The sequence below is a fragment of the Helcobacillus massiliensis genome, assembly GCF_033106145.1.
Classification (GTDB): domain Bacteria; phylum Actinomycetota; class Actinomycetes; order Actinomycetales; family Dermabacteraceae; genus Helcobacillus; species Helcobacillus massiliensis.
Genome location: NZ_CP136959.1, coordinates 2,139,501 through 2,165,425 on the forward strand (window position 1 = coordinate 2,139,501; position 25,925 = coordinate 2,165,425).

The following is a 25,925-nucleotide window of genomic DNA, read 5'->3' on the forward strand; positions in this document are numbered from 1 at the left end:
GAGTGTTCCTTTCAGGATTCCGAGGTGGTGGATGAGGAGTCTCTTGTCTTCTTCTCGCGCATCGGCGCGAATGTGATGTCCCGCGACCAGCGCAGCAGGACCCCCTGCCGGTGCTGTCCTGCCAGCGTGCGCAGGTCGCCCGCGAGCGCGCCGTAGTCGAAGGCGAGCTTCTCTCCGCGCAGGAGGGTGATCAGGGAGCGCAGATGTGTGGTGCGGGCGCGGTGGTCGCGCGCCGCAAGGAGAGCATCGAAGCGCGGCTTGAGGGACTGCGAGCTGCTGCGGTCGATGAGAAGCCCCATCGCGCTGGCGAAGGAGCGACCGTCCCGATGGATCGGTTCCGTGATGCTCTGTGCGTGGACGGCGAACAGTGTGAGGGCATCGAAGGCAGCCTGTTCGCTAGGGGTGGGGGCATCCCCGTGACCGGTCTCCCCCTCGCGCAGATCAGCGCTGAGTGAGGAAAGGACCTGTTCGAACTCCAGAGGATGGCGTTCCGGGGACTGCCCGGCTGCTCGGCGCAAGCGGGCAAGTGCGGCCCTCGCGTCCGCCTTCTGACGATCTCCGCGGTTGCCCAGTGCAGCATCCTGCAGCGCCACTGCGGCGTTGCGCACTGCGCCCCTGAGTCCACCGGGTCCCTTCCCCTCTGCCCGTTCGGGGGGACTGTTCTCAACTGTCATGGCGAATCTCCTTCTCCGTTCTGATGATCTGGGTTGCACGAGCGAGAGTCTTGGTGAGCGAGCGGCGCAGCCTGCTGAGGGCAGTGGCTGCTGAATGAGTGCGCATTCCCTCCCCTTCAGGAATGGTCCGGCCGATGAGAGCGCGGGGCCCGGCACCCTTGATGAGAATGGCGGCCTGGTCCGTTGCGGCCTGGAACACCTGCGTGTGCCAATCCGCGACCGCAGCGTCCACCTGCTCCGTGTCATCTGTAGGCACGGTGCGCAGCCACTTGCGGAAGGGCTGCTCGAGCATGGCGAGGAAGGAATCGGTGGCGGGGGCCTGGAACACGTATTCGTCTCCTGCGGCCTGGAGGAGCCACCCGGCGAAAGACCCGATAGCGATGCCGGCATCCAGGGTGCTGCGGGCTGCACCGAGTACGGCTTGGCGAGCGTATGCGTTCTCTTCCTGGAGCACTGCGGCTGGCAGTTCCACAGCCGCATCCACCACTTCGGTAATGGTGGCTGACTGTGGACCGTAGGTCATCGAGGTGAGGCGAACGGGCGCGAGCGTCGGCACCCCGGGCACCGAGCGTGCTGCAGCCGAGAACCAGTCGAGGTTCTGCGGGCGCTTGCCCGGCTTCGCCTTCTTCTCCAGCGGCACATCTCCACCCAGACTGACAAGGGGTTCGAGCGCCTTCCACATGGTGCGCTCCGGCGAATACGGCTGGGGGTAGAACACGTCCTGGGTTCTACTGGACTTGTTCGTGGAGTATCGGTGCGGTGTCATCGGGTCGTTGAGCACGTTCGCTCCTGCATCGGGGATCCTGTCCCCATTGGTGACCATGCAGCCCGTGACGTGCTCCCCGTTGTGGTGCAGGTGGGCACGGCGGGACTGCCAGGTCATGAGGTCACAGGCCCCCTGCGGAATCTCGGCTGCACGTGCTCCTGGACGATCCGGTTCGCGTTCCCAGGCAGGCAGGTCCGCGTCACTTTCCAGGAATACAGAATCAGGGCAGTTGAGCATCAGAGTTTGGCGGAGATTTCGGCCGAGGATGGTGGTGCCGCCTGTGTAGCCGCTCCACCCTGTGCCAATCGGATAACTCTTTCCACCCTTGACTCGCGGATCATCCAGCACTCCCGATTTGATGCCGGAATAGTCGAAGGCATGCACGTGGATGAGCCACCGAGCGGCTTCGGCGAAGCCGAGCGTCTCAACACCCGCACCAGCCCGCATGGTGAACCTGTCGCCTTCGGCTTCGGGGATCAGACGGCGCACGGGCAGCTGCCCACCGGTCTTGGTGCGCAGATCAGCAACCTGCATGAACGGCACTTCCGAGGAGAGAAGATCGAACCGGTCAGCATGGTCGGACAGGTACTCCAGCACCTGGTCGTCGCGAACGGCCCCGTCGGCCGCAGTCCACTGCTCACGGCGCCAGGTGCGAAGTTCACGTGCATCAGTGAGGTCATAGTCGCTGTAGAGCACATGGGCGCGCACATAGATCGCGATGATCACTCGCAGGACGGCGTAGTCCTGGGTGGGGGAATCACCCCTGAGCGCGATCACCTCGATCTGCCCCGAGAACAGGTCGCGCAGGCTCACGAGCCTGCGTTCCTCTCCTGTGAGAACCACAGGGATCCACGGCTCGGTGACGAGTGAGAATTCAGTTGCTGCCATCGGCGTCTCCTTCAGGATGCTGGCGAGGACGGTGGGGGTCTTCGGCGATTTCGATCAGGCCGAGATCGGGGCTGTAACGCAGCGCGCGGCCCTGCAGGTCAGTGGTCAGGTCTTCGTCAAAAGGCAAGGCGATCATTCCGCGGAGGAACGGGTCCTTCCTCCATCCGAGCGGTGTTCCGCGTTCCAGCTGCGCGATGAGGACGTCGAGCGCCTGCGGATTGCGGCCCACCCAGCCGGGAAGCCGGATGATGCTGCCCGCGAGATCCCGTGCAGACCGGCGGTCGAGTTCGGCATCCGGAATCCGGTCGACCAGCGCCGCCTCACGGTCTCCGACCCATGGGAAGGGGCGATAGCCCGTCTCCGTTCTGATGATCGGGATGACTTCGAGACTGGGCGTGCTGTCGCGCACCTGCGCGAGCCCGAACGCCTCCGCGTCAGATGCGGAGCGGCTGCGGTCGTCGTAGAAGCGGGAGAACAGTGCGTCCAGGTAGAGCGCCTGTCGCGGCTGCGGGAACCGCCACGTCTTCGCATTGTCCTCCTGGCGCTTCCGCCGTTTCTCATCGTCTGCACACGCCTCGGCCCACGTCTCCTCCCACCCGGTCGGAATCTCAGGGTCTGGTCCGTACGCCTGCTGCACCAGTGGTGCGGTGCTGTGGGGGCGCTGGAACCCGTCGGCCAGGACAGTGGAGTGGAGCAGGGCGGCGGTGGCCAGCAGCATCCGCGCCCCATAGACCGCAATCGCACCACCGTCGAACTCCGGAGCTTCGCTCGGGCTCAGGTCGGTGAGGATGCCGCGGATCAGCACGGTCGCCTTCTGGAGGCCGGCAGGTCTGTCCGACGCTGGGCGACTGTGCCGGTGGAGCCTGCCGATGCGCTGGATCAGGAGGTCCACTGGTGCGATATCCGTGATCAGCACGTCCGCATCGATGTCCAGGCTCTGCTCCGCCACCTGGGTCGCCACCACGATTCGGCGCTCCGGTCGGCCCGAGCCCCGGTGCGCCTGGGGGCCGAGCGCTGCACGCAGAGCATCTTCCCTTCGGGACCGGTCGGAAGCGAGGAAAACGGCATGGTGCAGTTCCACCTCTCCCGGGAACCGATCACTGATCGTGGTGAACGCCGCCTGGGCGCGCTTGACGGTGTTGCAGATGATCAGCGCACAGCCGCCGTCAGCCAGCAGGTCTCCGACGGCGTCCACGAGCGACTCGGGCGAATCCTCGAGGGTTGAGACTCCCGCAGTCAGTTCCACTTCTCCCAGCGGAACCGGTGTTTCGTCCACGGACCGCGCCGTCACCGAGGTGATGGCCGGGTACGCGTGCGAAAGCGACAGGGGCTGCTGCCGGCCGCGCTTGCGCCGATAGCCGGGCAGTCCCTGCTGATATGCGTGGGCGAGTTGCTCCTTCTGGCCCACAGGCAGCGTCGCAGAAAGCAGAATGACCGATGCTCCGTAGGACGCGAGCCAGGTCAGCGCGGTCTTCAGGTAGCTGGACATGTAGGCGTCGTAGCTGTGCACCTCGTCGACGATGATGACTTTCCCCGCAAGCCCCAGATGACGCAGCATTGAATGCTTGGACTGCAGGGCCATGAGCAGCACCTGATCGACTGTGCCCACGACGAATGTGGAGAGAATGCCCTTCTTCCTCCCGGACATCCATTGCGAGGCCACCACATCACCTCCGGATGAGGGATCGTCAGCATCGATGCCGCGGAAGCGGAGCCGATGGTAGTCCTCGTTCAGCGAAGCTCGTGAGTGTGCGAGGAACAGTGAGGAGACTTCACCGCTCGGGGTTGCTCTGCGGATCCATGAGAGGAAGCGTTCGAACAGGCCATTGGCGGTGGACATTGTGGGTGCCGCGACCATCACCCCACCCGCACCGGTCTTCTCCGCGAGGATTTCGGCTGTCGCAAAGGCGGCTTCGGTCTTGCCGTTGCCCGTCGGCGCTTCCAGGATGAGCAGAGCGGGACCCTCTGCGGCTTTCGCCGCCTCGATCATGGCTTCCTGGGCCGGCCGCGGGGCCATCTCGGGTCCCCATCCGAAGCGTTCGCGGTAGAACTCCGCGGCGGGGCCGACGGATCCCTCCGCCGTCCACGGAACCGTGAGGTCAATGGCTCGGCATCCTGCTTCGATACGGCTCTCCTGGTCGTGGACGGTTTCCAACGGGAATGCTTCTTCGTTCGAGGCTATCCAGTCGGCCGCGATCACGATGCCCGCGAATAGGTTCTGGGTCTGAATCGGCAGTTCGGGGAGGTGCCCGATCAGGCTTCTGATTCCTGATTCATCTGCGGCGCGGTCGAGAAGGTACCGCTGGGCCTCCTGCCAGTTCTCAGGGTAGGAATCGAGGATCACTTCCGCTTCCCCGATCAGCTTCACCTCGCTCGATTTTCCGTGGTGCGCATCGACGATGCTTGCCAGGGATTTCGCAGTGTCGATCGAGCACCCTTGCTCCATGGCCCAGCGACGAAGCAGGATCCCTGACGCCATTTCGTGGCGAAAGCGGGGAATCATCTGCTCGTTGGCGCTCAGATCGAGGCTGAGACCGGCGTCGCGCACACGCTCGGCGAGATGAGCATATTCCGGCTGGTGCGAGGCGAGCATCTGGAACGTCATGGTTGCTTTCCCGCAGTTGTGAGCACCGGCGAGGAACCGCAGGATGCTTCGGCATTCTTCGTCCGTGAGCCCGGTCTGCTCACTGACCAGGGATCGAATGCTCAGCGGAACCCAGGAGTCCCACAAAAGTCCCGCCACACTGCATGAATCCGAGAGATGCTGTAAGAGCGAAAGCCACCGCGAACCGTCCCCAGACTTCGCCCACAGCACCCGCGCCAGCTCCATTGCGTCCATAGCGCCCTCCTCGAGGCCTTGTTCACTCTGCGGTTTCACGCCGTCAGGGTCAGCATAGGCAGACCGCCCAATATGAAGTCAACCCCCAGACCCCCGACTTTACGAATTCAGTTACTGAAGCACCTTCGACTCTGCATGTCGCACCACAGGCGCAGGACGTAGATTGCTTCTGGCGCATCTCGCTCCCAGCGTCAGCCGGGATGAGCCCTCGTACAGACGCGGGTGCGCCGTGCTCCCCGCGCCAGCGGGGACAAGCGGAGGGCACCTCAGGTCTCGAGGTGGCCTCCGCTTACATTCATGCACCCGTCGGCTGGCCTCGTGCATCTGGGCCGCGGTACTCAGCTCCTAGTACCCTGAAGCGCCACCGCGCGTCTCAGGGCACTGGGCTGCAATCCGTTCTTCCACCGCAGTTCTCTGCAGAAATGAGACCCAGCATGACCACCGACTCCGGGCACGCCAGCATCGACTGGATCGCCACCACGGACACCACAGAGGAGGCCGTCTTCGACCTCCTCGACGCACTTGTCTACTTCGCGCCGGCCGGCGGTTTCAGCCCCGGCCTCCGCGAAGGTTCCATCGACATCGCGGTCGACGCCCCCAGCTTCAGCAACGCCCTCGAGGAGAACCTTGCAGCCGCACGCCGCGCCCTCTCGATGAACATCCCCAATGCCGACATCATCGGCATTGAACTCATCGACTGGGCCACGTTCGAACAGGAGCTTGCGGAGCCGCTGAAGGGCTGATACTTCCCGCCCGCCGCAGGCATCAGCGAAGGCCCCTCTCGGTCCATCGAACCGGAGGGGCCTTCCTCATGCCGCCGTCACTTCACCTCGGCGCCGCGCGCGAACACCTTCCACGTCATCGGCATGCCCGGACGGTACGCCAGGTGGATCGCTGCGGGCGCATCGAGCACGTGCAGGTCGGCGCGGGCACCCACCGTCAGATGGCCCACGTCAGCCATCCGCAGCGCGATCGCGACCACCGCCCCCGCATCCAGCAGGTTACGCGCGGGCGCGAACGGCATCCGCGTGGAGATGTCGCACGCCGGCAGGATCGTGGCGACAGTCGGGCCGGAACCCGTCGGCCAGCGGGACGATGGTGATGACCTCCGGCTTGCCGTGGGTGAGCGTGCCCGTCTTGTCCACCACGAAGGTGTCGGCCGGGGCGAGGCGCTCGACGGAGTCGCCGCCCTTGAGCAGCACGCCGTGGCGGGCGCCGTTGCTCATGCCCGCGACCATCGAGACCGGGGTGGAGATCACGAGGGCACCGGGGCAGGCGATCACGAGGAACGGAGGGCGACGTGGATGTCGCGGGTGATCAGCAGCGCGATCAGGGAAGCGACGATGATGCCCGGGGTGTAGATGCGGGAGAACGCCGTTCGGGAGCCGACGGAGTCCGCGCGGACGGTGAGGAACCCGTCGGCGGCCATGGTGCCGGCGTACACCAAGTCGCCCTCGGACTTCTCCGCGGGGACGGGCTCGCCGGTGATGGTGCGGCCGTCAGGGATGACGTCCGCCTTCTCGGGCGCAATGTCCAGCAGGTCGCTGACGGAGCGGCGGGTGCGCTCCAGGGTGCGGGCCTCCAGCCAGGAGCCGACGACGAACAGGAAGGCGACCACGCCGGCTTCCACGAACTCGCCGATCACCAGGGCGCCGGTGACGGCGGTGGTGACGAGCAGGTCGATGGAGAAGGCGCGGTAGCGCAGGGCGCGCAGGTGGGACGTCATGATGAGCCTCCATCAACACGTAGAGGATGAGCGTTGATACGAGTTCATCAGCGGCCGGCACTCGGCACCTTGACCGGGATCAAGTGGGGGCTCCGGGCGGTGGGCCGCGGCTCTGTCCCGACCCCGTCATTCACATACGGGCACACTCCGTCATGAAGCGAGCCTTCTCCGCCGGGGCGTGCCTACGGTGCTGAGAACATCGGTTGAAAGGGGGCGCTCGTGGCGGTCACGATCGGCGTCGACATCGGCACTCAGGGCAGCAAGGCAGCGGTCTACACCATCAGCGGTGTGCAGGTGGGCGCCGCATACACCCCGCACACCATCACCTACCCCGGCCCGGGGCTCGCGGAGATGGACCCGGAGCACCTGGTGGACTGCGCGTTCACCGCCATCGCCAGGGCCCTGGACTCCGCGGTGGACAACGGCATCGACCGTTCACAGGTGGCGGGCATCGCCCTGTCCGGCATCCTCGTGGGCCAGGTCCTCCTCGATGAGGACAGTCGGATCCTGTTCCCCGTCATCACCAGCCTCGACAGCCGCGCTGCCGGCCACGCCGCCCGCGCCGGCCGCGACCTCGAACCGCTCTGGGCGGCCGAATCCGGCACCACCACCCTCGATGCGTACGCCGCCCCGTTCCAGCTGCAGTGGATCCGCGACACCCACCCCGAGGTGTACGCCCGGATCGCCCGCACTGTCTCCGTGGCGCCGTACGTCTCCGGCCGTCTCGCCGGCCACGGCCAGGCTCAGATGGTCACCGACCCCACGCACGCCTCCGGCTTCATGGTGGGCTGGGACGCTGCCACCGGTGGCTTCTCCCCCGCCCAGTTCGAGCTGTTGGGCCTGCGGACAGACTTCCTTCCGCCGATCGTGCCGTCCGACGCCGTCATCGGCACCGTCTGCGCGGAGGCGTCCCGACGCACGGGATTGCCCGTCGGCACCCCGATCGCCGCCGGTGCAGGCGACGTCCAGCAGTCCACCCTCGCCTCCGGCATGGTGACAGCCGGGCAGGCCACCGACTCCGCCGGCACCACGAGCATCCTCACCGTGGGCGTGGACGGCATCATCCCCGCCGCCACACAGATCCCCGGCCTGCTGTACAGCCTCGGCACCATCCCCGGCCAGTCGTTCTACTGGGGGTACGTCCGCGCCGGCGGCCTGTCCCTGCGGTGGTTCCGCGACCAAGTCGCCTCCCGCCCCCAGGACGACGCCCTCTACGCCGAGTTCGACACGCTCGCGGCCGCGGTCCGCCCGGGGGCCGACGGGGTCCTCTTCCTGCCGTACCTCGCCGGTGGCAACCCGAACAATCCGGACGCCTCCGGCACCTGGCTCGGCATGGACTCGAGCACCACCACCGGCGCCCTGTGGCGTTCCGCTCTCGAAGCGGTGGCGTTCGAGTACGCGTCCACGATCCGCACCATCGAGCAGAGCTCGCAACCGCTCAGCGAAGTGCTCGTCACCGGCGGCGGCGCCTGCAGCGATGTCTGGAACCAGATCAAGGCGGACGTCACCGGTGTGCCGTGGCGCCGCCCGCGGCGGGTGGACGGCCCCGTCCTGGCCGACGCCGCCCTCGCGAACCAGGCGGTTGGCCTCACCGACTCCCTCGCTGATCAGCTGACCGCCTGGAACCAGGGCGGCGCCTCCGCCCGGCCCGATGCGGCCCGGCACGCCTGCTACCGCGACATCGCACAGGTGCGCGACGACCTGCTCAGTGGGCCGCTGCAGCAGGTGTTCGCGGGAGTGCGCACCGTGCGAGAGGTGACGCAGCGGGACCACCGCGAAGCCGTCGGCCGCGCCCTCGCCGCCTGACCCGATCATCCCCACCGCGCCTCGTGCGCACCACCACCCCAGACGAAGGAGACACCATGACCATCCTGATCAAGTGGGCCGCCGATGCCCCCGAGACCGAACTGCTGCGCACCGAGGAGCCCGCGGAGATCCGCAAGGAGCTGTCCACCCTGGGCGTGCGCTACGAACAGTGGCCCACCTACGACCTCGCCCCAGACGCCGACCAGGACGCCGTCCTCGCCGCCTACCGGGACGAGGTGCAGCGCCTCACCGAGGAGGAGGACTTCACCCTCGTGGACGTGATGCGCCTGAAGAACACGGGGCAGGAGGACTTCTGGGAGAAGGCGAAGGCCGGCCGCGAGAAGTTCCTGGACGAGCACCGTCATGACGACGACGAGGTCCGCTTCTTCGTGGACGGCGCCGGCACCTTCTACCTCAACATCGAGGACACGGTGTACGCGGTCCTGTGCGAGCAGGGCGACCTGCTGTCCGTGCCGGAGGGCTCCACCCACTGGTTCGACATGGGCGAGAAGGCCCCGGAGTTCACCGCGATCCGGTTCTTCCACGACGGCGAGGGCTGGGTGGGCGACTTCACCGGCTCCCCCATCTCGCAGAACTTCCCCACCCACGACCAGATCCTGGCCTCTCGGGCGGCGGCATGAGCACCACCGTCACGCTGAAGCGGCCCGAGGCGATCGTCCTCGACATCGAAGGCACCACCAGCTCCACCTGGTTCGTGCACGACGTCCTCTACCCGTACTCCCGCGAGCGCTTCACCGAGTACCTGACGGACCGCGCCGATGATGAGGACGTGCAGCGCGCCCGAGGCCAGATCATCGACCTCGCCGGCCTGGACCCGGACGCGGATACGGCGCAGCTGGTGGCGGCACTGGAGGACTGGCTGGACCGGGACGAGAAGCGCACGCCGCTGAAGATCCTGCAGGGCCTCATCTGGGCCGACGGGTTCGCCAAAGGCGATCTGACCAGCCACTTCTTCGATGATGCGGTGCCGGCGATCCGCCGCTGGCACGAAGACGGCATCGAGCTGTGGGTGTTCTCCTCCGGGTCCCTGTCCTCGCAGCGGGCCTGGTTCGGCAACTCCCCGGACGGCGACCTGCTGCCCCTGTTCTCCGGTCATTTCGACACGGAGAACGCGGGCCCGAAACGGGTGGCGTCCTCGTACGCGACGATCCGCGAGCAGATCGGCCGGCCGGCCGCATCGCTGCTGTTCTTCTCCGACCTGGTGGAGGAGCTGGATGCGGCCGAGGAGGACGGCTGGGGCACCGTGGGCGTGCGCCGCGAGGGCGATCAGCACGCGGAGCGCGGGGTCGGCGAACACCCGGAGATCTCGACGTTCGAGCAGGTCCGGTTCACATGACGGGCACCGTGCACGGGTCGCCGGCCGGCGGGACCGTGGGCGGGCAGGCACCGTCGGCCGCGCTGGCGGGCCGCGCCCTGGGGGCGCCGCTGCGGGGCGAGTACGACGTCGCCGTGATCGGCGGCGGCATCTCGGGCGTGCAGATCGCGCGCCACGCCGCCGGTCGGGGCCTGCGTACGGTGCTGCTGGAGAAGGTCGACTTCGGGGCGGGGACGTCCTCCGCGACGACGAAGGCGATCCACGGCGGGCTGCGCTACCTGGAGCAGTACGACTTCGGGGTGGTCGCGGAGTCCGTGGCGGAGCGCCGCTTCCTCGCCATCGCCGCCCCGCACCTGGTGCAGCCGCGCTCCTTCCTGCTGACCGCGTTCGACTGGTCCGCTCCGAAGGCGCCGATGCTGGGCGCGGGGGTGGCGCTGTACGAGGCGTTCGCGTGGAACCGGAACACGGGCGTGCCGCGGGACATCCGCTCGCCGCGCTTCCGCTGGGTGGGGCGCCGAAACCTGCTGCGGCGGGCGCCGATCCTCTCGCCCGACGGCCTCACGGGCGCGTGGCGCCACGACGACACGCTGAACCTCCACCCGGAGCGGCTGCTGCTGGCGCTCGTCCACTCGTTCACGGCCGACGGCGGCACCGCCCTCAACCACGCGGAGGTCACCGGCCTGCTGCGGGGCGCCGACGGGTCCGGTGCCGTGACCGGTGTGCGAGTGCGGGACTCCCTCACGGGGGAGACGGCTGCCGTGCCGGCGCGGACCGTCATCAATGCCGCAGGCCCCTGGGTGCAGCAGGCCCTTGGCGGTGATGCGCCCCAAGCGGGTGTGCGGGTGCAGCAGGCGAAGGGGGTGCATCTGCTGGCCCGGGACATGGGACTGACGGATTCGCTGTACGTGCGGGGGCGCAACGGCCGGCACGTGGTGGTCAGCCCGTGGCAGGGCCGCACTCTCATCGGCCCCACGGACACGCCGTCCGCGGGCAGCGCTGATGACGCCCGCACCGAGGTGGAGGACGTGCAGCTGCTGCGCGAGACCCTGGATTCGATCAGTGCGCGGCCGCTGCGCCGCGAGGACGTGACGTCCACGATCGTGGGGGTGCGGCCGCTGGTGGCGACCAACGGTGACACGTATTCGACCTCGCGCCGCTTCACCATCACCGATCACGCCCAGCAGGGCCTGGACGGGCTGTTCACCGTCACCGGCGGGAAGTGGACCACGGGCCGCGCCATGGGCGCGCAGGTGATCGACCGCGTGATCGCGGCACGAGGGTCCCGTCTGGGCCCCACTCGCCGCTTCGATTCGCGGCGCCTTCCCCTGTCCACGAGCTTCGGCGACTACGGCACGGTGGCGGCCGCGTTCGATGCCGCTCTCCGACGGGTGCCGGCGGCGCCGGTGCCCCAGGCTGTGCGCCTGCATCTGGCGCGGCTGTACGGGACGGCGCATGAGCGAGTGCTGGCGCTGGCGGAGGCGGATCCGCGCTTAGCGGAGCCGATCGGTCCGGGTCCGGACATCGCCGCGCAGGTCGTGTATGCGGTGACCGACGAAGGTGCCCGGACGCTCGCGGATGTGCTGGAACGCCGACTCGTGATCGGCACGCTGGGTCCGGTCCCGGAGGGAGCGCTGCGGCAGGCGGCAGCGCTGCTGGCGGGACTGCTGGGCTGGGACGAGGCCGGGATCCGCGCGGAGGTGGAGGCGTACCGCGGCCGGCTGGATGCGGACCGGGATGTGCTGGATGAGGCGTTCGCGCGGTAGTCGCGGCGCGTGCTGGGCGCGGCATGCAGGATGCGAGAAGGGGCGGGATCCGTGGTGGGATCCCGCCCCTTCTGCTGTATGCGGCTGGTGGTCACACGGCCGCGGCGGGCACCGGTTCCGGGGCGGGAGCGGTGAGCGGTTCGCGGTGGTCGCGGGCTTCGATGCCGGGGGCGCGGAGGGTGAAGGTGAGGGCCATGCCCACAATGTAGAGGGCGGCCAGCAGCCAGATCACGGGGGCGACCCCGACGGCGGGGACGAGGCCGGCGACGAGGGGGCCAGCGAAGTTGGAGAGGCCGGCACCGAGGTTGAGCACGGCGATCGCGGCGCCCTTGTTGGCGGGGGCGAGCAGCGGGACGATGGCGGACAGAGGGCAGAACATGCCGAGGGCGAAGCCGTAGACCACGCCGACCGCCATGACGGCGGGGAGGTGGGCGCCGAGGGCCTGCGGGGCGTAGTAGAGGGCGAGGACGGACAGGGCGCAGGCGAAGCAACCGGCCCAGGCGACGACGGCGACGCGGCCGAGGCGGTCGGAGAGGTAGCCGCTGAGAAGGTTCGCGACGATGTTGGCCAGCAGCATGGTGCCCCAGATGGAGGACCACTGGGCCTGGGTGAAGCCGATCGTGTTGACCATGTGGACGTTGAGGAACACGGCGAACGCGTAGTAGCTCATCGTGTTGATGATGCGGATGACGCCGGCGATGCCGACCTTCGGCTGATCGCCGACGATGGTGATGGAGGCGGCGAGGCCGCGGAGGGTGTCGGCTGCGGTGACGGTGGTGGGGCCGTCCTGGCTGCGCAGCAGGAGTGCGACGATGGCGAGTCCAGCGGTGACGAACGCGAGGCTGCTCCAGAGGACGCCGAGGGGGCCGAGCTGGTCGATGGTGCCGGCCACGAAGTAGCCGGAGATGACGCCGAGGCCCATCACGTTGAAGAACCAGTACCAGCCCACGGCTCTGCCGAGGACCTGGCTCGGGGTGGACAGCGTGACCCACACGAGGAAGCCGTAGGCGAACAGGGGGTAGCCGATGGCGCGGATGGCGTAGGCGGTGAGCATGACTGCGAAGCTGTCCGGGAGGACGCCCAGCAGCAGGAACACGAGCTGGAACACGATCCAGATGCCGCCGCCGATCACCATGACGCGCTTGGGGCCCCATGCTTCGGCGAGGGCGCCGGCGAGCCACGCTCCGACTGCCACCACGATCCCGTACACGGTGAACAGGAGGGCCACGGATCCGGCGTCGTGCCCGCGGTCGGTGAGGTAGGTGGAGAGGAAGCTCAGTTCGATGCCGTCTCCCACCATGAACAGGGTGAGCGCCACGAAGCCCCAGGCGAGGGGCCTCGAGATGCCCTGCTGTGCGATGAACCTGCTGAGTCCACGGCCCGAATCCGGTGATGCCACGGCTCCTCCTCCACATCAGTGCGCACGCGTGCCGTGCGCGAGTGGAGTCAAGCTACGGGCCCTGGGCAGCAGGCCGCACCATTCGTGACGGTCTATAGCCGGGGATGAACGGGAGGGGTGTGGGGGTGCTCCTTCACCGCGCTTCAGACCGTCACTTCACCTCGGCGCCGCGCGCGAACACCTTCCAGGTCATCGGCATGCCCGGACGGTACGCCAGGTGGATCGCTGCGGGCGCATCGAGCACGTGCAGGTCGGCGCGGGCACCCACCGTCAGGTGGCCCACGTCAGCCATCCGCAGCGCGATCGCACCGCCGCGGGTCGCCGCAAACAGCGCCTCGGCGAGGCTCATGTGCTGCTGCAGCACCGCCGTGCCCACACAGAAGTTCATCGCACTGGTGAAGCTCGTGCCCGGGTTCAGGTTCGAGGCGATCGCGACCACCGCCCCCGGATCCAGCAGCTCACGCGCGGGCGCGAACGGCATCCGCGTGGAGATGTCGCACGCCGGCAGGATCGTGGCAACGGTCGGGCCGGAACCCGTCGGCCGCACACCGCTCTCCCCCGCGTCCACCACGACCTGGCCGTCCGAGTCGCGGGAGACCGTGCCCGCGAGCGCCTCCACATCCGCCGCGGACAGGAAGTTCACGTGGTCCACGCTCGCCGCGCCGGTCTCGACCGCGAGCTGCACACCGCCGGATTCGCCGAGCTGGTTGCCGTGCACGCGCACACCGAGGCCCGCAGCCTTCCCGGCGTCGAGGACCCGTCGGGACTGCTCCACATCGAACGCGCCCTTCTCGCAGAACACGTCGATGAAGTCCACGTGCGGCGCCACCTGCGTCAGCATCTCCCCCACCACGAGGTCCACATAGTCCTCGGCGGTGCCGCGCGAGCCCTTCTCGCCGTTGAACTCCGACGGCACCAGGTGCGCCCCCAGGAACGTCACCGCGTCCACGTGGTCGCGGGCGATCGCGGCGGAGCGGACCTCGTCCTCCACGGTGAGGCCGTAGCCGGTCTTCGTCTCCATGGTGGTGGTGCCGCCGAGCGCCGCGGCGCGGACCCGCTGGGCGAGCAGCTGGGAGAGGCGGTCATCGCTGGCGGAGCGGGTGGCGTCCGTGGTCACCTGGATGCCGCCGGCGGCGTACGACTCACCGGCCATGCGGGCTTCGAACTCGGCGGAGCGGTCGCCGTCGAACACCATGTGGGAGTGGGAGTCGACCCAGCCGGGCAGGACCGCGCGACCGCCGAGGTCTTCGCGGGCGTCGGCGTCGGGCGCATCGGCGGCCTTCCCGACCCACACCACGCGGCCGTTCTCGGCGACGAGCGCGGCGTCACGGATCACGCCGGCGCCCTTCGCGCCCTCGGATTCGCGCAGTGGGTCCATGGTCCACAGTTCGCTGATGTTGGTGAACAGGGTGGTGGTCATCGCGGCCTCCATCGGCGGGTCGGTCGCGGCGCTCCGGGGTGGGAGGCCGACGGGTGCCCCGCCAGGCTATCGCCGCGGCCCGCAGGACGTGCCCGAGATCCGGGGCGGGGACTGCTCGCCGACGGGCGCGTGTGTGGACTCCCGGACAGCGACCCCCGACGGGCCCGCGCCCCCCGCCGTCACCGGCCCCGTCGGCCTCCCCCCCCCTGCGCCCAGCCCGCTCAGTACAGTGGCGGCACCATGCCCGACGGGATCGGCCCGCAGACCGAGCAGACCCTGAAGAACGTGGAGGCGGTCCTCGCGGAGGCCGGGTGCACGCTCGATGACGCGCTCAAGGTGACGGTGCACCTCGCGGACCTCGATGACTTCGCCGGGTTCGACGCCGCCTACGCCCCGTTCTTCACCGATCCGCGGCCCGTGCGCACCACCGTCGGCTCCGCGCTGCTCGGCGGGATCCTCGTGGAGATCGACGTCATCGCCCGCCGCCGCGGCTGAACGGGCCCCGGGCGGCGATTTATAAAGATTATAAAAATTATAAAGCTCGCAAAGGCAGGCTCTCGGGTGGGCCAGCGTTCGGCGGAGCCCCCGCCCCAGGGCCGGCACAGGGGGTGGCGACCCCGCTGATGCACGATGCCACGGCACCGGTACAGGCGGGGGTGACCAGTCACCGACCAGCACCTCCGCTGAATCGAGATAAGGGTTGTGGGTCCCACAACGCAGTGCGGGGCCCACAACCCTTACCTCAACAGCCGGCGCACGCGGCCAGCGGCTTACGCGGTCAGTCGCGCACGTGCGGCTCCATCGGGATCTTCACGCCGCGCTCCTCGGCCACCTCAACGGCGCGGGAGTAGCCGGCATCCACGTGGCGGATCACGCCCATGCCCGGGTCGTTCGTGAGCAGAGCGGTGAGCTTCGCCGCCGCGAGGTCGGTCCCGTCGGCCACGCCGACCTGGCCCGCATGGATGGAGCGGCCGATGCCCACACCGCCGCCGTGGTGGATGGACACCCAGGTGGCACCGGAGCTGGTGGCGGTGAGGGCGTTCAGCAGCGGCCAGTCGGCGATCGCGTCGGAGCCGTCGAGCATGGACTCGGTTTCGCGGTACGGGGAGGCGACGGAGCCGGAGTCCAGGTGGTCGCGGCCGATCACGATCGGGGCCTTCACCTTGCCCTCCTTCACCAGCTGGTTGAACAGGAGGCCGGCCTTGTGGCGCTCACCGTAGCCGAGCCAGCAGATGCGGGCGGGCAGGCCCTCGAACTCCACGTACTCGTCGGCGGCGTCGAGCCAGCGGTGCAGGTGCTCGTTCTCGGGGAACAGCTCCTTCAGCGCCTCATCGGTCACCTTGATGTCCTCCGGGTCGCCGGAGAGCGCAACCCAGCGGAACGGGCCGAGGCCCTCGCAGAACAGGGGGCGGATGTAGGCGGGGACGAAGCCGGGGAACTCGAACGCGCGGTTGTAGCCGGCGTGACGGGCCTCGTCGCGGATGGAGTTGCCGTAGTCGAACACTTCGGCGCCCTCGTCCTGGAACTCCACCATTGCCTGCACCTGGCGGGCCATGGCTTCGCGGGACTTCTTGGTGAAGCCCTCGGCGTCGGCCTTCGCCTCCTGCTTCCAGTCCTCGAACGCGATCTCGGTGGGGAGGTAGGAGAGGGGGTCGTGGGCGGAGGTCTGGTCGGTGACCACGTCGATGTGGATGTCGCCGGCGCGGTGGCGCTTCAGCAGTTCGGGGAAGATCTCGGAGGCGTTGCCCTCGATGCCGATGGAGAGGGCGCGCTTCTCCTCCTTCGCCTTGTTGGCGCGGGCGATGGCGTCGTCGAGGTCGGTGGCGATCTCGTCGAGGTAGCGCTTGGCCTGGCGGCGCTCGAGGCGGGAGCGGTCCACGTCAGCGATGATGCAGACGCCGCCGTTGAGGGTGACGGCGAGGGGCTGCGCGCCGCCCATGCCGCCGGCGCCGCCGGTGAGGGAGATGGTGCCGGCGAGGGTCCCGCCGAAGTCGGCGTCGCGGCCGTCGCGCTCGGCGAGCTTGCGGCCCACGGCGGCGAACGTTTCGAAGGTGCCCTGGAGGATGCCCTGGGTGGCGATGTAGATCCAGGACCCGGCGGTCATCTGGCCGTACATCATGAGGCCCTCGGCTTCGAGGCGGCGGAACTCGGGCCAGTTCGCCCAGTCGCCCACGAGGTTGGAGTTGGCGATGAGCACGCGCGGCGCCCATTCGTTGGTGGTGAAGACGCCGACGGGCTTGCCGGACTGCACCAGCAGGGTCTCGTTCGGTTCGAGGTCCTTGAGGGAGTCGACGATGGCGTCGAACGCGTCCCAGGAGCGGGCGGCGCGGCCGGTGCCGCCGTAGACCACGAGCTCATCGGGGTGCTCGGCGACCTCGGGGTCGAGGTTGTTCATCAGCATGCGCAGCGGGGCTTCGGCCTGCCAGTGCTTGGCGTTCAGGTCGGTGCCGCGGGGCGCCTTCACGGGGCGGGGGCCGGCGGGCGTCTTCTGCTCGTCAGTCATCGATCCTCAATCCTTGTGGTGGTCGGGTGTGGAGCCCACACAACCACAGTGGGTGTGTGCCGGACCACGGTGGAAGAGGGAGTCAGGCGGCCGACGGGTGCTTGCAGTCCGGGGGCACGGACTATTGCCCGAGGGCGAGCCCGCTCAGCCGAGCGCGGCCTCGAGGCGGCGGACGGCCGCGCCGAGCTGCGTGCGCACCACATCCGTGTCGACGGCGGTGCCGTCCTGCCAGGTGACGGCGATGGAGGCGACGGGCCAGCCGGACTTCTCCACCACGGCCTTCGCGATGGAGCGGAACCCGGGTGTGACTTCGCCGTTCTCCTCCGCCCAGCCGCGGTCGCGGGCGTCGCGGGCGTCGGCGAGGGCGCGGGCAACGGGGAACGTCATCGCACCGCCCACCCGGGATTCGAGGGCGGTGGTGCCGGCGAACACGGCCACGAGCTGCCGGTCGGGCAGCGCCGAGAGGATGGCGCGGCCGGAGGCGGTCAGGTGGGCCGGCAGGCGGACGCCCTGGTCGGTGACGAGGGAGGGGCGGTGCGCGGCGCGGGATTCGACCACGTAGAGGATTTCGCGGCCCTGGAGGACGGCGAGGTGAGCGGACTCCCCCACCCCGTCCACGAGCTGATTGACCACGTGGTTGCCGAGCCGGGCCAGGGGCGCCTGGCGGGTGTAGCCGGCGCTGAGTTCGTAGGCGGCGGTGCCGAGACCGTAGGTCTTGTCCTCGCGGTAGTGGAGGACGTAGCCGTGCTCGGCGAGGACACCGAGGACGTCGTACGTGGTGGAGCGGGGCAGTTCCAGTTCGGCGGCGATGCGGCTCGCTGGGACTGGCCGCGAGCGCTGCGCGAGCAGAGTGAGGATCCGCAGGGTGGCGTCAGCGGCGGGGACTTTGGTGGCCATACCATCCAGTCTAGCCAGGCCGTCCAGAGTGCTGGACAGCAGTGCGAGCGGTGGACGGCACTGCCCAGGCTGGCGCTTGCCAGCGTGCCAGGATGGGGGCATGACCTCTTCGCACAGCACCGCTCCCGCTCTGCACGACCAGTGGTCCGGTCGCCATGACGGCGACGGCGCCGATCACGCGCGCTGGCACGAAGTCGTGCGCATCGCCGCTGACCCCTCCCCCAGTGACTCCCAGGCCCCGTCGGCCCCCGGACCCGACACCTCCTACCCCACCGAGTTCGGTCGCCACATCGGCGTGCTCGGCTTCCGCTCCGACGAAGGCGTGCGCCGCAACGCGGGCCGCACCGGCGCCGCCGACGGACCCCGGGCACTGCGCGCCGCCCTCTCCGGAATAGCGCTGCACGGCCCCCTCGGGGACGGCTCGGTCGCGATCGTGGACCACGGCGATGAGGTCACCCACGGGGAGGACCTCGAGGACGGGCAGGCGCGGCAGGCGGACGCCACCGGTCGGGCGCTGTCGGCCGACGGGAACACGCTCACCGTGGTGCTCGGCGGCGGCCACGAGACGGCGTGGCCGAGCTATGGCGGCCTTCAGCAGGCCCTGGACGCCGGTGCGCTTCGGCCGGACGACGCCGGCACGGGCGCGGCAGGCGACGCCGGTGCGGGTTCGGGCGCGGCTGGTGACCGGCCCCGCTGGGGCGTCCTCAACCTCGATGCCCACTTCGACCTGCGCCGCGCCGACGCCCCCTCCTCCGGCACCCCGTTCCTGCAGATCGCTGAGGCGGAGCGCGCGCAGGGCCGCGACCTCAACTACGCGGTGGTCGGCATTGCGGAGGCGTCGAACACGAAGGTCCTGTTCGATACCGCGCGGGACCTCGGCGTTGAGTGGATGACCGATGAGGAGTGCGCATCCGTCGGCCGGGACGGCATCGCCGACTTCATCGAGTCGTTCGCCGAGCAGCTCGATGTCCTCTACCTGACGATCGACCTCGACGTCCTGCCCGCCCACACCGCCCCTGGGGTGTCAGCTCCGGCCGCGTTCGGGGTGGAGTTCGCGCTGATCCTGCATGCGGTGCAGGTGGCGGCGCGGACGGGGAAGCTGCGCCTGCTGGACGTGGTGGAGCTGAACCCGACCCTGGACATCGACGGCCGCACCGCGAAGGCCGCCGCCCGGCTCATCACCGACGCTGCGAGCATCGCAGCGGGCGAGACTGCCGGTGAGTGAGCTCGACGCCGTCGCCCCGGGGGTGCTCGTCAGCACCTCCCGCCGGGACCTGACCACCTCGACGGTGCTGGCGTCCATCAGCGAAGCGCTGCTGATCGACCCGTCGTGGGAACCCGATGAGCTGGCGGACCTCGCCGACCAGCTGGGGTCACGGTCCCTGCAGGTCACGGGCGGTTTCTCCACCCATGCCCACCATGATCACGTGCTGTGGCACCCCGCGTTCGGGCCCGCGCCCCGCTACGGGTCGCTGCCGACGGCGGCGCAGTGCGCACAGCACCGGGAGGACATGGTCGCGGCCCTCGGACCGGACTTCATGGGCGCTCCCGGCTCCCTCGGTGCGGTGCTGGGCGATCTGGTGGGCCGTGTGGAGCCGGCGCCGCACGCACCGGCGGACTCCTCGCGGATCTGGCTGCCCGCGGGCACGGTGCCGCGCGGATTCGAACCGGAGTTCATCGTGCACAGCGGGCACGCCGACGGCCACACCGCGGTCTGGCTGGAGGAACAGGGCGTGCTCATTGCGGGAGACATGCTCAGCGATGTGGAGCTGCCGCTGCCGTACACGGCGGCGAACATCGGCCTGTACCTCGACGCATTGGAGCGTCTGGAGCCGTACGCGGCGAAAGCGCAGGTCATCGTGCCGGGACACGGGCACGTGGGCTGGGGGCAGGCCGCGATGGAGCGCCTGGACGCGGACCGACGCTACCTGCGGCACGCCATGGCGGGGCGCACCCCGAACGATCCGCGGCTGGAGAGTGCGCAGATGCGCGCTGTCCACGAGCAGCTGCTCGCCTCCGTCTCGGAGAGCGGCACCGGCCCGGCCTGAGCTGGGAACGGCCGCTCCCCACAGTTCAGCAGAAGAAAGCACGCCTGGAGCGCGCTATGCGTGCGGCATTCTGCTCACGTTCGGGCGGGACGGCTTACCAGATGCCGTCCTTCGAGCGCGCGCCACCGGTGGACGCATTGCCGGTGTCGAGCGAGCTGATGACTGTGCCTGGCTGCACCGGGACCTTTGTGTTGCTGGTCTGCGGGCCGGACATCGTCCAGTTGATCGGCGACTTCATGGTCGCGAGCTTCTTGTTGTAATAGTCGACGCACCGCGACTGGTTCGGCAGGCCGATGCTCGCGAGGCTCGGGGCGAAGGTCTGCGCCGTCGGCACCGTGACCGTCAGATAGTTGGTCCACCGCTGGCCGCTGACTGCGCCGCCGGAGATGCCGAAGCGAATGTCCGCAGTCGTATCGCCCGAACCCGCAGCGGCGAGCTTTCCGGTCGCTGCCCAATTGATCGTGTGATGCACCTGGTTCGCCGCGCCGTTCGTGGGCTGCGGCCCAATGCCTTCCCCACCGTTGACAGTGCGGGTGCCCCAGCTGGTGACGACGCTCGTGAGAGCGCGCCCGGTGCGAACCTTAGTGGTGGACAGGTCGTTGTAGCTCATCAGGCGCACACCGAGGTTGAGCGGCTGCGTGGACGAGAACGTCACTGGGCAGCTGCTGGCGTTCGTGACGTTCACATAGACATCAGTGGCGTATCCGTTGAGAGCGGCGACCGGCTGATAGAAGTTGATGTCGAGCGAGATCGGCTCGCCGTTGCAGGAGAACTGCTGCTCGGCTTTCAGGAAGGCGGCGTCGATCTTCTGCACAGAGGCGCTGTTGCAGGCGCCGCTGGAGGCTGCGTACGCCGGCGCCGCAACGGACACCGCAGCGGCGGGCACCGTCCACGCCGCACCGGCCGCGAGGGCGCGGCGGCGGGAGAAGTCTCGCCGGGCAGAGGTGGTGGACGAGTCGCGCTCAGTCATCGGAGAGCCTTTCTGGTGGAGGGATGGTCGGGGGCCCATGCGCGCCGGCGGTCACCTACCGATGGGGTAAGACACTTGTACGGCGCTCATCTCCAGCATGCTCCCGTTACCTGAACGAGATCAACAGGGCGTGACCGGTCCCCACCCGCCCGCGACCAGTGCGGCACCACTCGGGCGCGCCATGACGGCATTCATCCCACCACCCCCGGCGCATACCAGCCCCAGTGCCTGCCCGGACCGGGGCTACGATGGTGGCACTGTTCCCACCCGCCCGGCGCTCTCCGATCTCCGCGCCGCGGCCTCACTCCTCAAGGTGTCGCCTGTGAGCACTGCTGCCCAAGAACCCCATCGTCCACCATCCGGCGCTGCACCCGTCGGCGCTGCCCCCGTCGGCCCCGACCGCACCCTCGTCGAACGCAACGGGATCGACGTCATCGCCGAATCGGAGCGCACCGCCGCACCCCACCAGCTCTTCTGGCCGTGGTTCGCCGCCAACGTCTCCGTGTTCGGCATGTCCTACGGCGCGTGGACCCTCGGCTTCGGCATCTCCTTCGTGCAGGCCGTGATCGTCTCCATCATCGGCATCGTGGTCTCGTTCCTGCTGTGCGGCCTCATCGCCATCGCCGGCAAGCGCGGCTCCGTCCCCACGATGGTGCTGTCCCGGGCAGCGTTCGGGGTGCACGGGCAGAAGGTGCCCGGCATCGTCTCGTGGCTGACCTCCATCGGCTGGGAGACCATGCTCGCGATCTCCGCCGTGCTCGCCACCGCCACCGTGTTCGAACTGCTCGGCCTCGCCCACGGCACCACCGTGCTCGTGATCGCCGCGGTCGCGATCGCGGCGCTCATCGTGGGCGCGTCCGTGCTCGGCTACCACACGATCATGCGGATGCAGTCGATGCTGACGTGGGCGACCGGCGCGTTCACCATCCTGTTCATGATCCTCGTGATCCCCCACATCGACCTCGGCGCCGTGATGTCGATGGAGAACGGCACGGTTCAGCAGACCGTCGGTGCGCTCGTCATGGTGATGACCGGGTTCGGGCTCGGCTGGATCAACATCGCCGCGGACTGGTCGCGGTACCAGCGCCGATCCACGTCCGACGGGGCGATCGTCGCCTGGAACACCATCGGCGGCTCCGCAGCCCCCATCATCCTGGTGACGTTCGGCCTCCTCCTCGCCGGCTCCGATGCCGACTTCGCCGCTCAGGTGGGCGATGACCCGATCGGGGCGCTCGCCACTCTCCTCCCCCTGTGGGCGCTGATCCCGTTCTGGATCGTGGCGGTGCTGACCCTCGTCTCCGGCGCGGTCCTGGGCATCTACTCCTCGGGCCTCACCCTGCTGTCCCTCGGCGTGAACATCCCCCGCCCCGCGGCGGCCGCGATCGACGGCATCATCCTCACCCTCGGCACCATCTGGGTGGTGTTCTTCGCGCAGAGCTTCATCGCGCCGTTCCAGTCGTTCCTCATCACCCTCGGTGTGCCGCTCGCCTCCTGGGCAGGCATCCTCATCGCTGACATCCTCAGCCGCCGCGCCGACTACGACGAGCAGGCCCTGTTCGACGCGCGCGGCCGCTACGGCTCAATCGACTGGACCTCGATCGGGACGATGGCGGTGGCGTCGCTGGTCGGTTGGGGGCTGGTGGTGAACTCCTTCGCCGGGGAGGCCTCGTGGAACAACTGGCAGGGCTACTTGCTGGAGCCGCTGGGCCTCGGCCAGTGGAATGCGGCCGACGGGTTCTGGGAGGGCGACTGGGCGTACTCGAATCTCGGGGTGCTGCTGTCGCTCGTGCTGAGCTTCCTGGTGACCCTGGTGCTGCGGCGCGGCTCGATCCGCCGCCAGGAAGAGGGGGCGCTGGGCCGCGGTGAGGGGCGTCGTGGCTGAGCCTTCGCCGTTCCTCGTGATCGTGGACCCGCAGGTCATCTTCGCGGCGGACGGCAGTGACTGGCAGTCGCCGTTCTGGGCCGACGCCGAACCCAACATCCTTCGCCTCGCCGACGCGTTCGGTGAGCGGGTCGTCGTGACGCGATGGCTGCCCACCGCGGACCGCTCCACCTCGTGGGGCGACTACTTCGAGGCGTGGCCGTTCGCCGACGTCCCCGCCGACGACCCGCTGTACGACCTGTTGCCGGGGTTCGAAGACCTGTCCCCGCACCCGACGGTGGATGAGCCGACGTTCGGCAAGTGGCATGACCAGCTGCGCGGCATTGTGGGTGACGCCCCCGAGGTCGTGGTGGCGGGAGTGTCCACGGACTGCTGCGTGATCTCCACCGTCCTTCCCGCCGCCGACGCTGGCGCCCGCATCACCGTGGTCGCCGACGCCTGCGCCGCTTCCACCGCCGAGAACGGCGCGGCGGCGATGCACGTGATGGGGCTGTACCCGCCGCAAGTGCAGATCACGTCGACCGCCACAGTGCTGGCGTCCCGCGCCACCACAACATAAACGCCTTCGAATCATAAAAACGCCCGCCCCATCAACCACGTGCGTGATCGATGGGGCGGGCCATTGCTGGAGCGATCAGTGCTCGCAGTAGTGATCACCGTGCTCGGCGTGCTTGTGGCCATCGTGGATGTAGTCCACGTGGTCACCGTGCTGCACTGCTTCGTGACCGCAGTTCTCGCCGTGAGTGTGCTCTTCCTTAGTGTGGTGCTTTTCGCAGGACATGTCCGCTCCTCTGTCAGTGGTGTTTTCTGGTCTGCAGTGCCTGCACAGTCAATGCTGGGCACCCGCAAGGTTTTCAGCAGTATGAGCGAGCGCATCTTCAACCACGTGCAGCACATGCTGATCCGCGATTGAGTAGCGGACTTCCTTGCCATGCCGGCAGCAGGTCACCAATCCCACGCTTCTCAGCGCTTTGAGATGCTGCGACACCACAGGCTGCGCCAAGTTCGACGCCTCCGCGATTCGCCCCACCGGCATTTCCCCATCACGCAGCGTGAGAAGCACACCGACTCTGGCCGCATTGCCCAGAACCTTGAACAGCTCCGCAGTTCGGATGAGGTGGTCCATCTCGCTCATATGCCCAGCCTGACACACATATTGTTTTATTGCAATATCTTGATGTGTTGGTTGGGGGCGCCCCGGCTATCCAGTGATCCCGAACCGCTCCAACTGCTTGCGGGCGCCCGCGTTCTGCATCGCCAGCAGCTCCGCGTAGATGCCGCCGGAGCGGGCCAGTTCCGCGGGGGTGCCGATCTCGTCGATCTGCCCGTCCTTCAGCGTGACGATGCGGTCCACGTTCGCGATGGTGGACAGCCGATGCGCGATGATCAGGGAGGTGCGGTCCGCCATCAGTTCGTCGAGACCGCGCTGCACTTCGCGTTCGCTCTTGGTGTCGAGGGCGCTGGTGGCTTCGTCGAGCACGAGGATGGGGGCGTCCTTGAGGATGGCGCGGGCCACCGCGATGCGCTGCTTCTGCCCGCCGGACAGCTTCAGGCCGCGCTCCCCCACCACGGTGTCGTACCCGTCGGCGAACTTCTCGATGAAGCGCTCCGCGTTGGCTTTGCGGGCGGCTGCGCGGATCTCGTCATCGGTGGCGTCGGGCCGGCCGTAGGCGATGTTCTCGCGGATCGTGCCGGAGAACAGAGACGCGTCCTGGAACACCACGCCGACCCGGGCGCGCAGGTCCTGCACCTGCAGGTCCGCCACGTTGTGCCCCGCCACCGAGATGCGTCCCGAGCGGGCCTGGTAGAGACCGAGCAGGAGGTTCACGATGGTGGATTTGCCGCCGCCGGACTCGCCGACGAACGCCACCTTCTCGCCATGATGGATGCTGAAGGAGATGTCCTGGAGGACATCGACCCCTTCGTCGTACGCGAAGTGGACGGAGTCGAACTCCACCGTCGGCGCCCCCGCCACGGGTGCGATCGCGGAATCGCGTGACTGCTGCAGGGTCCGCATCGGGGAGCGGGCATCGATCGGGGTGTCCATGACGCGGAAGTAGTCACGGGAGCCGGCGATGGCGCGCTGGGCCATGTCGATGAGGTAGCTCATCGACTCCACGGGCTGGCGGGCCATCATCATCATCTGGATCAGCAGCACCATCTCGCCGACCGTGAACGCTCCCTGCACGGTGTTCACGAAGATGATCACGTAGATCGCGAAGAACACGACGTTGAGGGCGGTGCGGCGCAGGATGTCCATCGTGTGCCAGTGCTTCGACTGTTCACGAGTGGTGGCGTCGGTTGTGATGAAGCGGCGGGTGAAGGCGTTCAGTTCGCCCTTCTCACGCACGAACGACTTCACCACGCGGATCTGCCCCACCACTTCGCTGAAGCGGCCGGAGGCGATGTCGATCTGTTCGTTCTTCTGCCCTTCGAGCTTCTGCCATTTCGTGGAGGTGAGGGCGGTGAGCCACACGTACACGGGGAACACGATGGCGAGCAGCACGGCGATCGGCCACGCGTACCAGCCGGAGATGACGAGCACCGCGACGGTGGTCAGCAGCATGGTCGCGAACATGTTGGACATGGTCTTCGCGAACTGCGAGATCTCGGTGATGGAGCGGTTCAGCCGCGCCACGATCGTGCCGGTGAGTTCCCTGTCGTACCAGGACTGCGGCAGGTGCAGCAGCTTCTCGTAGTAGCGGACCGAGAGGATGGTGCGCATGCGGTTGGCCATGACGTCGCCGTACCAGCCGCCGATGTTGTGCAGCAGCGCCTGCGCCGTGAGCGCCACGAGGATCCACACGGCGGTCCATATGATGGAGGACATGGCGCCGTCGGCGGGGCCGCCGTTCGCGGCGGAGGCGGCGACGATGTCGGTGGCGCGGCCCACGAGGAACGGGACCAGCAGGGTTGCGACGGTGGCGAGGGTGCTGGTGAGCAGGATCGCCAGGTAGAACGGCCAGAGCCGACGGGTGAAGCTGAGGATGCGCAGGAGGGGTTTCATC

The 25,925-nt window shown here is 68.6% G+C and carries 23 protein-coding genes and 1 pseudogene; 10 read left to right on the top strand and 14 right to left on the bottom strand.

Annotated elements, in window-relative coordinates; genetic code table 11:
• Positions 1-11: 11 nt before the first annotated feature.
• The 3 genes from casB to cas3 are packed head-to-tail and all read right to left on the bottom strand — an operon-like array spanning position 12 to position 5,167.
• Positions 12-674, bottom strand: coding sequence for a type I-E CRISPR-associated protein Cse2/CasB (gene casB / locus R3I40_RS09795; RefSeq protein ID WP_275436784.1), 663 nt, complete (start codon positions 672-674; stop codon positions 12-14).
• The gene (gene casA / locus R3I40_RS09800) at positions 664-2,328 is read right to left on the bottom strand and encodes a type I-E CRISPR-associated protein Cse1/CasA (RefSeq protein ID WP_285261863.1); all 1,665 of its coding nucleotides are present in this window, start codon (positions 2,326-2,328) and stop codon (positions 664-666) included. The genes casB and casA overlap by 11 nt, the downstream gene beginning before the upstream one ends.
• Entirely contained in the window at positions 2,315-5,167 is a 2,853-nt protein-coding gene (gene cas3 / locus R3I40_RS09805) for a CRISPR-associated helicase Cas3' (protein ID WP_317699966.1), read from the bottom strand. Before cas3 ends, casA begins: the two co-directional genes overlap by 14 nt.
• A 434-nt stretch (positions 5,168-5,601) precedes the next feature.
• On the opposite strand from cas3, the gene R3I40_RS09810 reads away from it, so the two are divergent.
• Complete coding sequence (locus R3I40_RS09810; protein ID WP_285261865.1) at positions 5,602-5,910, top strand: hypothetical protein; 309 nt, start codon at positions 5,602-5,604, stop codon at positions 5,908-5,910.
• A 77-nt stretch (positions 5,911-5,987) separates the two neighbouring features.
• Here the strand turns inward: R3I40_RS09810 and R3I40_RS09815 are convergent.
• The 3 genes and pseudogenes from R3I40_RS09815 to R3I40_RS09825 form a co-directional block, all read right to left on the bottom strand.
• Positions 5,988-6,248 (bottom strand): annotated as a pseudogene (locus R3I40_RS09815) (imidazolonepropionase); the annotation flags it as partial.
• On the bottom strand, positions 6,169-6,426 hold the full coding sequence (locus R3I40_RS09820; protein WP_317699967.1) for a hypothetical protein: 258 nt from the start codon (positions 6,424-6,426) through the stop codon (positions 6,169-6,171). The pseudogene R3I40_RS09815 and the gene R3I40_RS09820, both read right to left, overlap by 80 nt.
• 20 nt (positions 6,427-6,446) lie before the next feature.
• Positions 6,447-6,893 carry a P-type ATPase actuator domain-containing protein gene (locus R3I40_RS09825; protein WP_285261867.1) on the bottom strand — a complete coding sequence of 149 codons (447 nt, stop codon included), beginning with the start codon at positions 6,891-6,893 and terminating at the stop codon, positions 6,447-6,449.
• Between the two features lie 219 nt (positions 6,894-7,112).
• Between R3I40_RS09825 and R3I40_RS09830 the strand changes: the two genes are divergently transcribed.
• Genes R3I40_RS09830 through R3I40_RS09845 form a run of 4 tightly spaced genes read left to right on the top strand, consistent with a single transcriptional unit; the run spans position 7,113 to position 11,798 of the window.
• Entirely contained in the window at positions 7,113-8,699 is a 1,587-nt protein-coding gene (locus R3I40_RS09830; RefSeq protein WP_285261868.1) for an FGGY-family carbohydrate kinase, read from the top strand.
• Positions 8,700-8,755: 56 nt separating this feature from the next.
• Complete coding sequence (locus R3I40_RS09835; RefSeq protein ID WP_183377244.1) at positions 8,756-9,340, top strand: 1,2-dihydroxy-3-keto-5-methylthiopentene dioxygenase; 585 nt, start codon at positions 8,756-8,758, stop codon at positions 9,338-9,340.
• The gene (mtnC, locus tag R3I40_RS09840) at positions 9,337-10,056 is read left to right on the top strand and encodes an acireductone synthase (protein ID WP_183377243.1); all 720 of its coding nucleotides are present in this window, start codon (positions 9,337-9,339) and stop codon (positions 10,054-10,056) included. Before R3I40_RS09835 ends, mtnC begins: the two co-directional genes overlap by 4 nt.
• Entirely contained in the window at positions 10,053-11,798 is a 1,746-nt protein-coding gene (locus tag R3I40_RS09845; protein ID WP_285261869.1) for a glycerol-3-phosphate dehydrogenase/oxidase, read from the top strand. Before mtnC ends, R3I40_RS09845 begins: the two co-directional genes overlap by 4 nt.
• A gap of 91 nt (positions 11,799-11,889) precedes the next feature.
• Here R3I40_RS09845 and R3I40_RS09850 read toward each other — a convergent pair whose 3' ends face one another.
• Together R3I40_RS09850 and R3I40_RS09855 are read right to left on the bottom strand one after the other, a co-directional pair.
• Entirely contained in the window at positions 11,890-13,197 is a 1,308-nt protein-coding gene (locus tag R3I40_RS09850) for an MFS transporter (protein ID WP_285261870.1), read from the bottom strand.
• A 151-nt stretch (positions 13,198-13,348) separates the two neighbouring features.
• Positions 13,349-14,617: an amidohydrolase family protein gene (locus R3I40_RS09855; protein WP_285261871.1), complete on the bottom strand. Its 1,269-nt coding sequence runs from the start codon at positions 14,615-14,617 to the stop codon at positions 13,349-13,351.
• A 240-nt stretch (positions 14,618-14,857) separates the two neighbouring features.
• Here R3I40_RS09855 and R3I40_RS09860 point away from each other — a divergent pair, with 240 nt between their 5' ends.
• Positions 14,858-15,112, top strand: a complete 255-nt coding sequence (locus tag R3I40_RS09860; RefSeq protein WP_285261872.1) for a RidA family protein — start codon at positions 14,858-14,860, stop codon at positions 15,110-15,112.
• A 283-nt stretch (positions 15,113-15,395) separates the two neighbouring features.
• Here the strand turns inward: R3I40_RS09860 and hutU are convergent, their stop codons facing one another.
• Positions 15,396-17,120 carry a urocanate hydratase gene (gene hutU, locus R3I40_RS09865; RefSeq protein WP_183377240.1) on the bottom strand — a complete coding sequence of 575 codons (1,725 nt, stop codon included), beginning with the start codon at positions 17,118-17,120 and terminating at the stop codon, positions 15,396-15,398.
• A 144-nt stretch (positions 17,121-17,264) separates the two neighbouring features.
• A complete protein-coding gene (locus R3I40_RS09870) occupies positions 17,265-18,017 on the bottom strand; it encodes an IclR family transcriptional regulator (protein ID WP_183377239.1) in 753 nt (250 codons plus the stop codon).
• Between the two features lie 100 nt (positions 18,018-18,117).
• Here R3I40_RS09870 and R3I40_RS09875 point away from each other — a divergent pair, with 100 nt between their 5' ends.
• A complete protein-coding gene (locus R3I40_RS09875; protein ID WP_285261873.1) occupies positions 18,118-19,242 on the top strand; it encodes an arginase family protein in 1,125 nt (374 codons plus the stop codon).
• Positions 19,235-20,065: an MBL fold metallo-hydrolase gene (locus R3I40_RS09880; protein WP_285261874.1), complete on the top strand. Its 831-nt coding sequence runs from the start codon at positions 19,235-19,237 to the stop codon at positions 20,063-20,065. The genes R3I40_RS09875 and R3I40_RS09880 overlap by 8 nt, the downstream gene beginning before the upstream one ends.
• A gap of 94 nt (positions 20,066-20,159) precedes the next feature.
• Here the strand turns inward: R3I40_RS09880 and R3I40_RS09885 are convergent, their stop codons facing one another.
• Positions 20,160-21,035 (bottom strand): hypothetical protein, encoded by an 876-nt coding sequence (locus tag R3I40_RS09885; RefSeq protein WP_285261875.1) that lies wholly within the window; start codon positions 21,033-21,035, stop codon positions 20,160-20,162.
• A 322-nt stretch (positions 21,036-21,357) separates the two neighbouring features.
• On the opposite strand from R3I40_RS09885, the gene R3I40_RS09890 reads away from it, so the two are divergent.
• A complete protein-coding gene (locus R3I40_RS09890; RefSeq protein WP_396349470.1) occupies positions 21,358-22,917 on the top strand; it encodes a purine-cytosine permease family protein in 1,560 nt (519 codons plus the stop codon).
• A complete protein-coding gene (locus tag R3I40_RS09895; protein WP_285261876.1) occupies positions 22,910-23,476 on the top strand; it encodes a cysteine hydrolase family protein in 567 nt (188 codons plus the stop codon). Before R3I40_RS09890 ends, R3I40_RS09895 begins: the two co-directional genes overlap by 8 nt.
• A 75-nt stretch (positions 23,477-23,551) precedes the next feature.
• Here R3I40_RS09895 and R3I40_RS09900 read toward each other — a convergent pair whose 3' ends face one another.
• The 3 genes from R3I40_RS09900 to R3I40_RS09910 form a co-directional block, all read right to left on the bottom strand.
• Positions 23,552-23,698, bottom strand: coding sequence for a zinc transporter permease (locus tag R3I40_RS09900; protein WP_183377234.1), 147 nt, complete (start codon positions 23,696-23,698; stop codon positions 23,552-23,554).
• 48 nt (positions 23,699-23,746) lie between these two features.
• On the bottom strand, positions 23,747-24,052 hold the full coding sequence (locus tag R3I40_RS09905) for an ArsR/SmtB family transcription factor (RefSeq protein WP_183377233.1): 306 nt from the start codon (positions 24,050-24,052) through the stop codon (positions 23,747-23,749).
• 66 nt (positions 24,053-24,118) lie between these two features.
• Positions 24,119-25,924 (bottom strand): ABC transporter ATP-binding protein, encoded by a 1,806-nt coding sequence (locus tag R3I40_RS09910; protein ID WP_317699968.1) that lies wholly within the window; start codon positions 25,922-25,924, stop codon positions 24,119-24,121.
• Position 25,925: the final 1 nt, after the last annotated feature.

Excerpts from the sequence above, each read along its gene's own strand:
- R3I40_RS09855 (WP_285261871.1), bottom strand. The coding sequence starts at position 14,617 with ATGACCACCACCCTGTTCACCAACATCAGCGAACTGTGGACCATGGAC.
- R3I40_RS09875 (WP_285261873.1), top strand. The coding sequence starts at position 18,118 with ATGACCTCTTCGCACAGCACCGCTCCCGCTCTGCACGACCAGTGGTCC.
- R3I40_RS09885 (WP_285261875.1), bottom strand. The coding sequence starts at position 21,035 with ATGACTGAGCGCGACTCGTCCACCACCTCTGCCCGGCGAGACTTCTCC.
- cas3 (WP_317699966.1), bottom strand. The coding sequence starts at position 5,167 with ATGGACGCAATGGAGCTGGCGCGGGTGCTGTGGGCGAAGTCTGGGGAC.
- R3I40_RS09905 (WP_183377233.1), bottom strand. The coding sequence starts at position 24,052 with ATGAGCGAGATGGACCACCTCATCCGAACTGCGGAGCTGTTCAAGGTT.
- R3I40_RS09835 (WP_183377244.1), top strand. The coding sequence starts at position 8,756 with ATGACCATCCTGATCAAGTGGGCCGCCGATGCCCCCGAGACCGAACTG.
- R3I40_RS09900 (WP_183377234.1), bottom strand. The coding sequence starts at position 23,698 with ATGTCCTGCGAAAAGCACCACACTAAGGAAGAGCACACTCACGGCGAG.
- mtnC (WP_183377243.1), top strand. The coding sequence starts at position 9,337 with ATGAGCACCACCGTCACGCTGAAGCGGCCCGAGGCGATCGTCCTCGAC.
- hutU (WP_183377240.1), bottom strand. The coding sequence starts at position 17,120 with ATGACTGACGAGCAGAAGACGCCCGCCGGCCCCCGCCCCGTGAAGGCG.
- casA (WP_285261863.1), bottom strand. The coding sequence starts at position 2,328 with ATGGCAGCAACTGAATTCTCACTCGTCACCGAGCCGTGGATCCCTGTG.
- R3I40_RS09870 (WP_183377239.1), bottom strand. The coding sequence starts at position 18,017 with ATGGCCACCAAAGTCCCCGCCGCTGACGCCACCCTGCGGATCCTCACT.
- R3I40_RS09845 (WP_285261869.1), top strand. The coding sequence starts at position 10,053 with ATGACGGGCACCGTGCACGGGTCGCCGGCCGGCGGGACCGTGGGCGGG.
- R3I40_RS09860 (WP_285261872.1), top strand. The coding sequence starts at position 14,858 with ATGCCCGACGGGATCGGCCCGCAGACCGAGCAGACCCTGAAGAACGTG.
- R3I40_RS09825 (WP_285261867.1), bottom strand. The coding sequence starts at position 6,893 with ATGACGTCCCACCTGCGCGCCCTGCGCTACCGCGCCTTCTCCATCGAC.
- casB (WP_275436784.1), bottom strand. The coding sequence starts at position 674 with ATGACAGTTGAGAACAGTCCCCCCGAACGGGCAGAGGGGAAGGGACCC.
- R3I40_RS09910 (WP_317699968.1), bottom strand. The coding sequence starts at position 25,924 with ATGAAACCCCTCCTGCGCATCCTCAGCTTCACCCGTCGGCTCTGGCCG.
- R3I40_RS09810 (WP_285261865.1), top strand. The coding sequence starts at position 5,602 with ATGACCACCGACTCCGGGCACGCCAGCATCGACTGGATCGCCACCACG.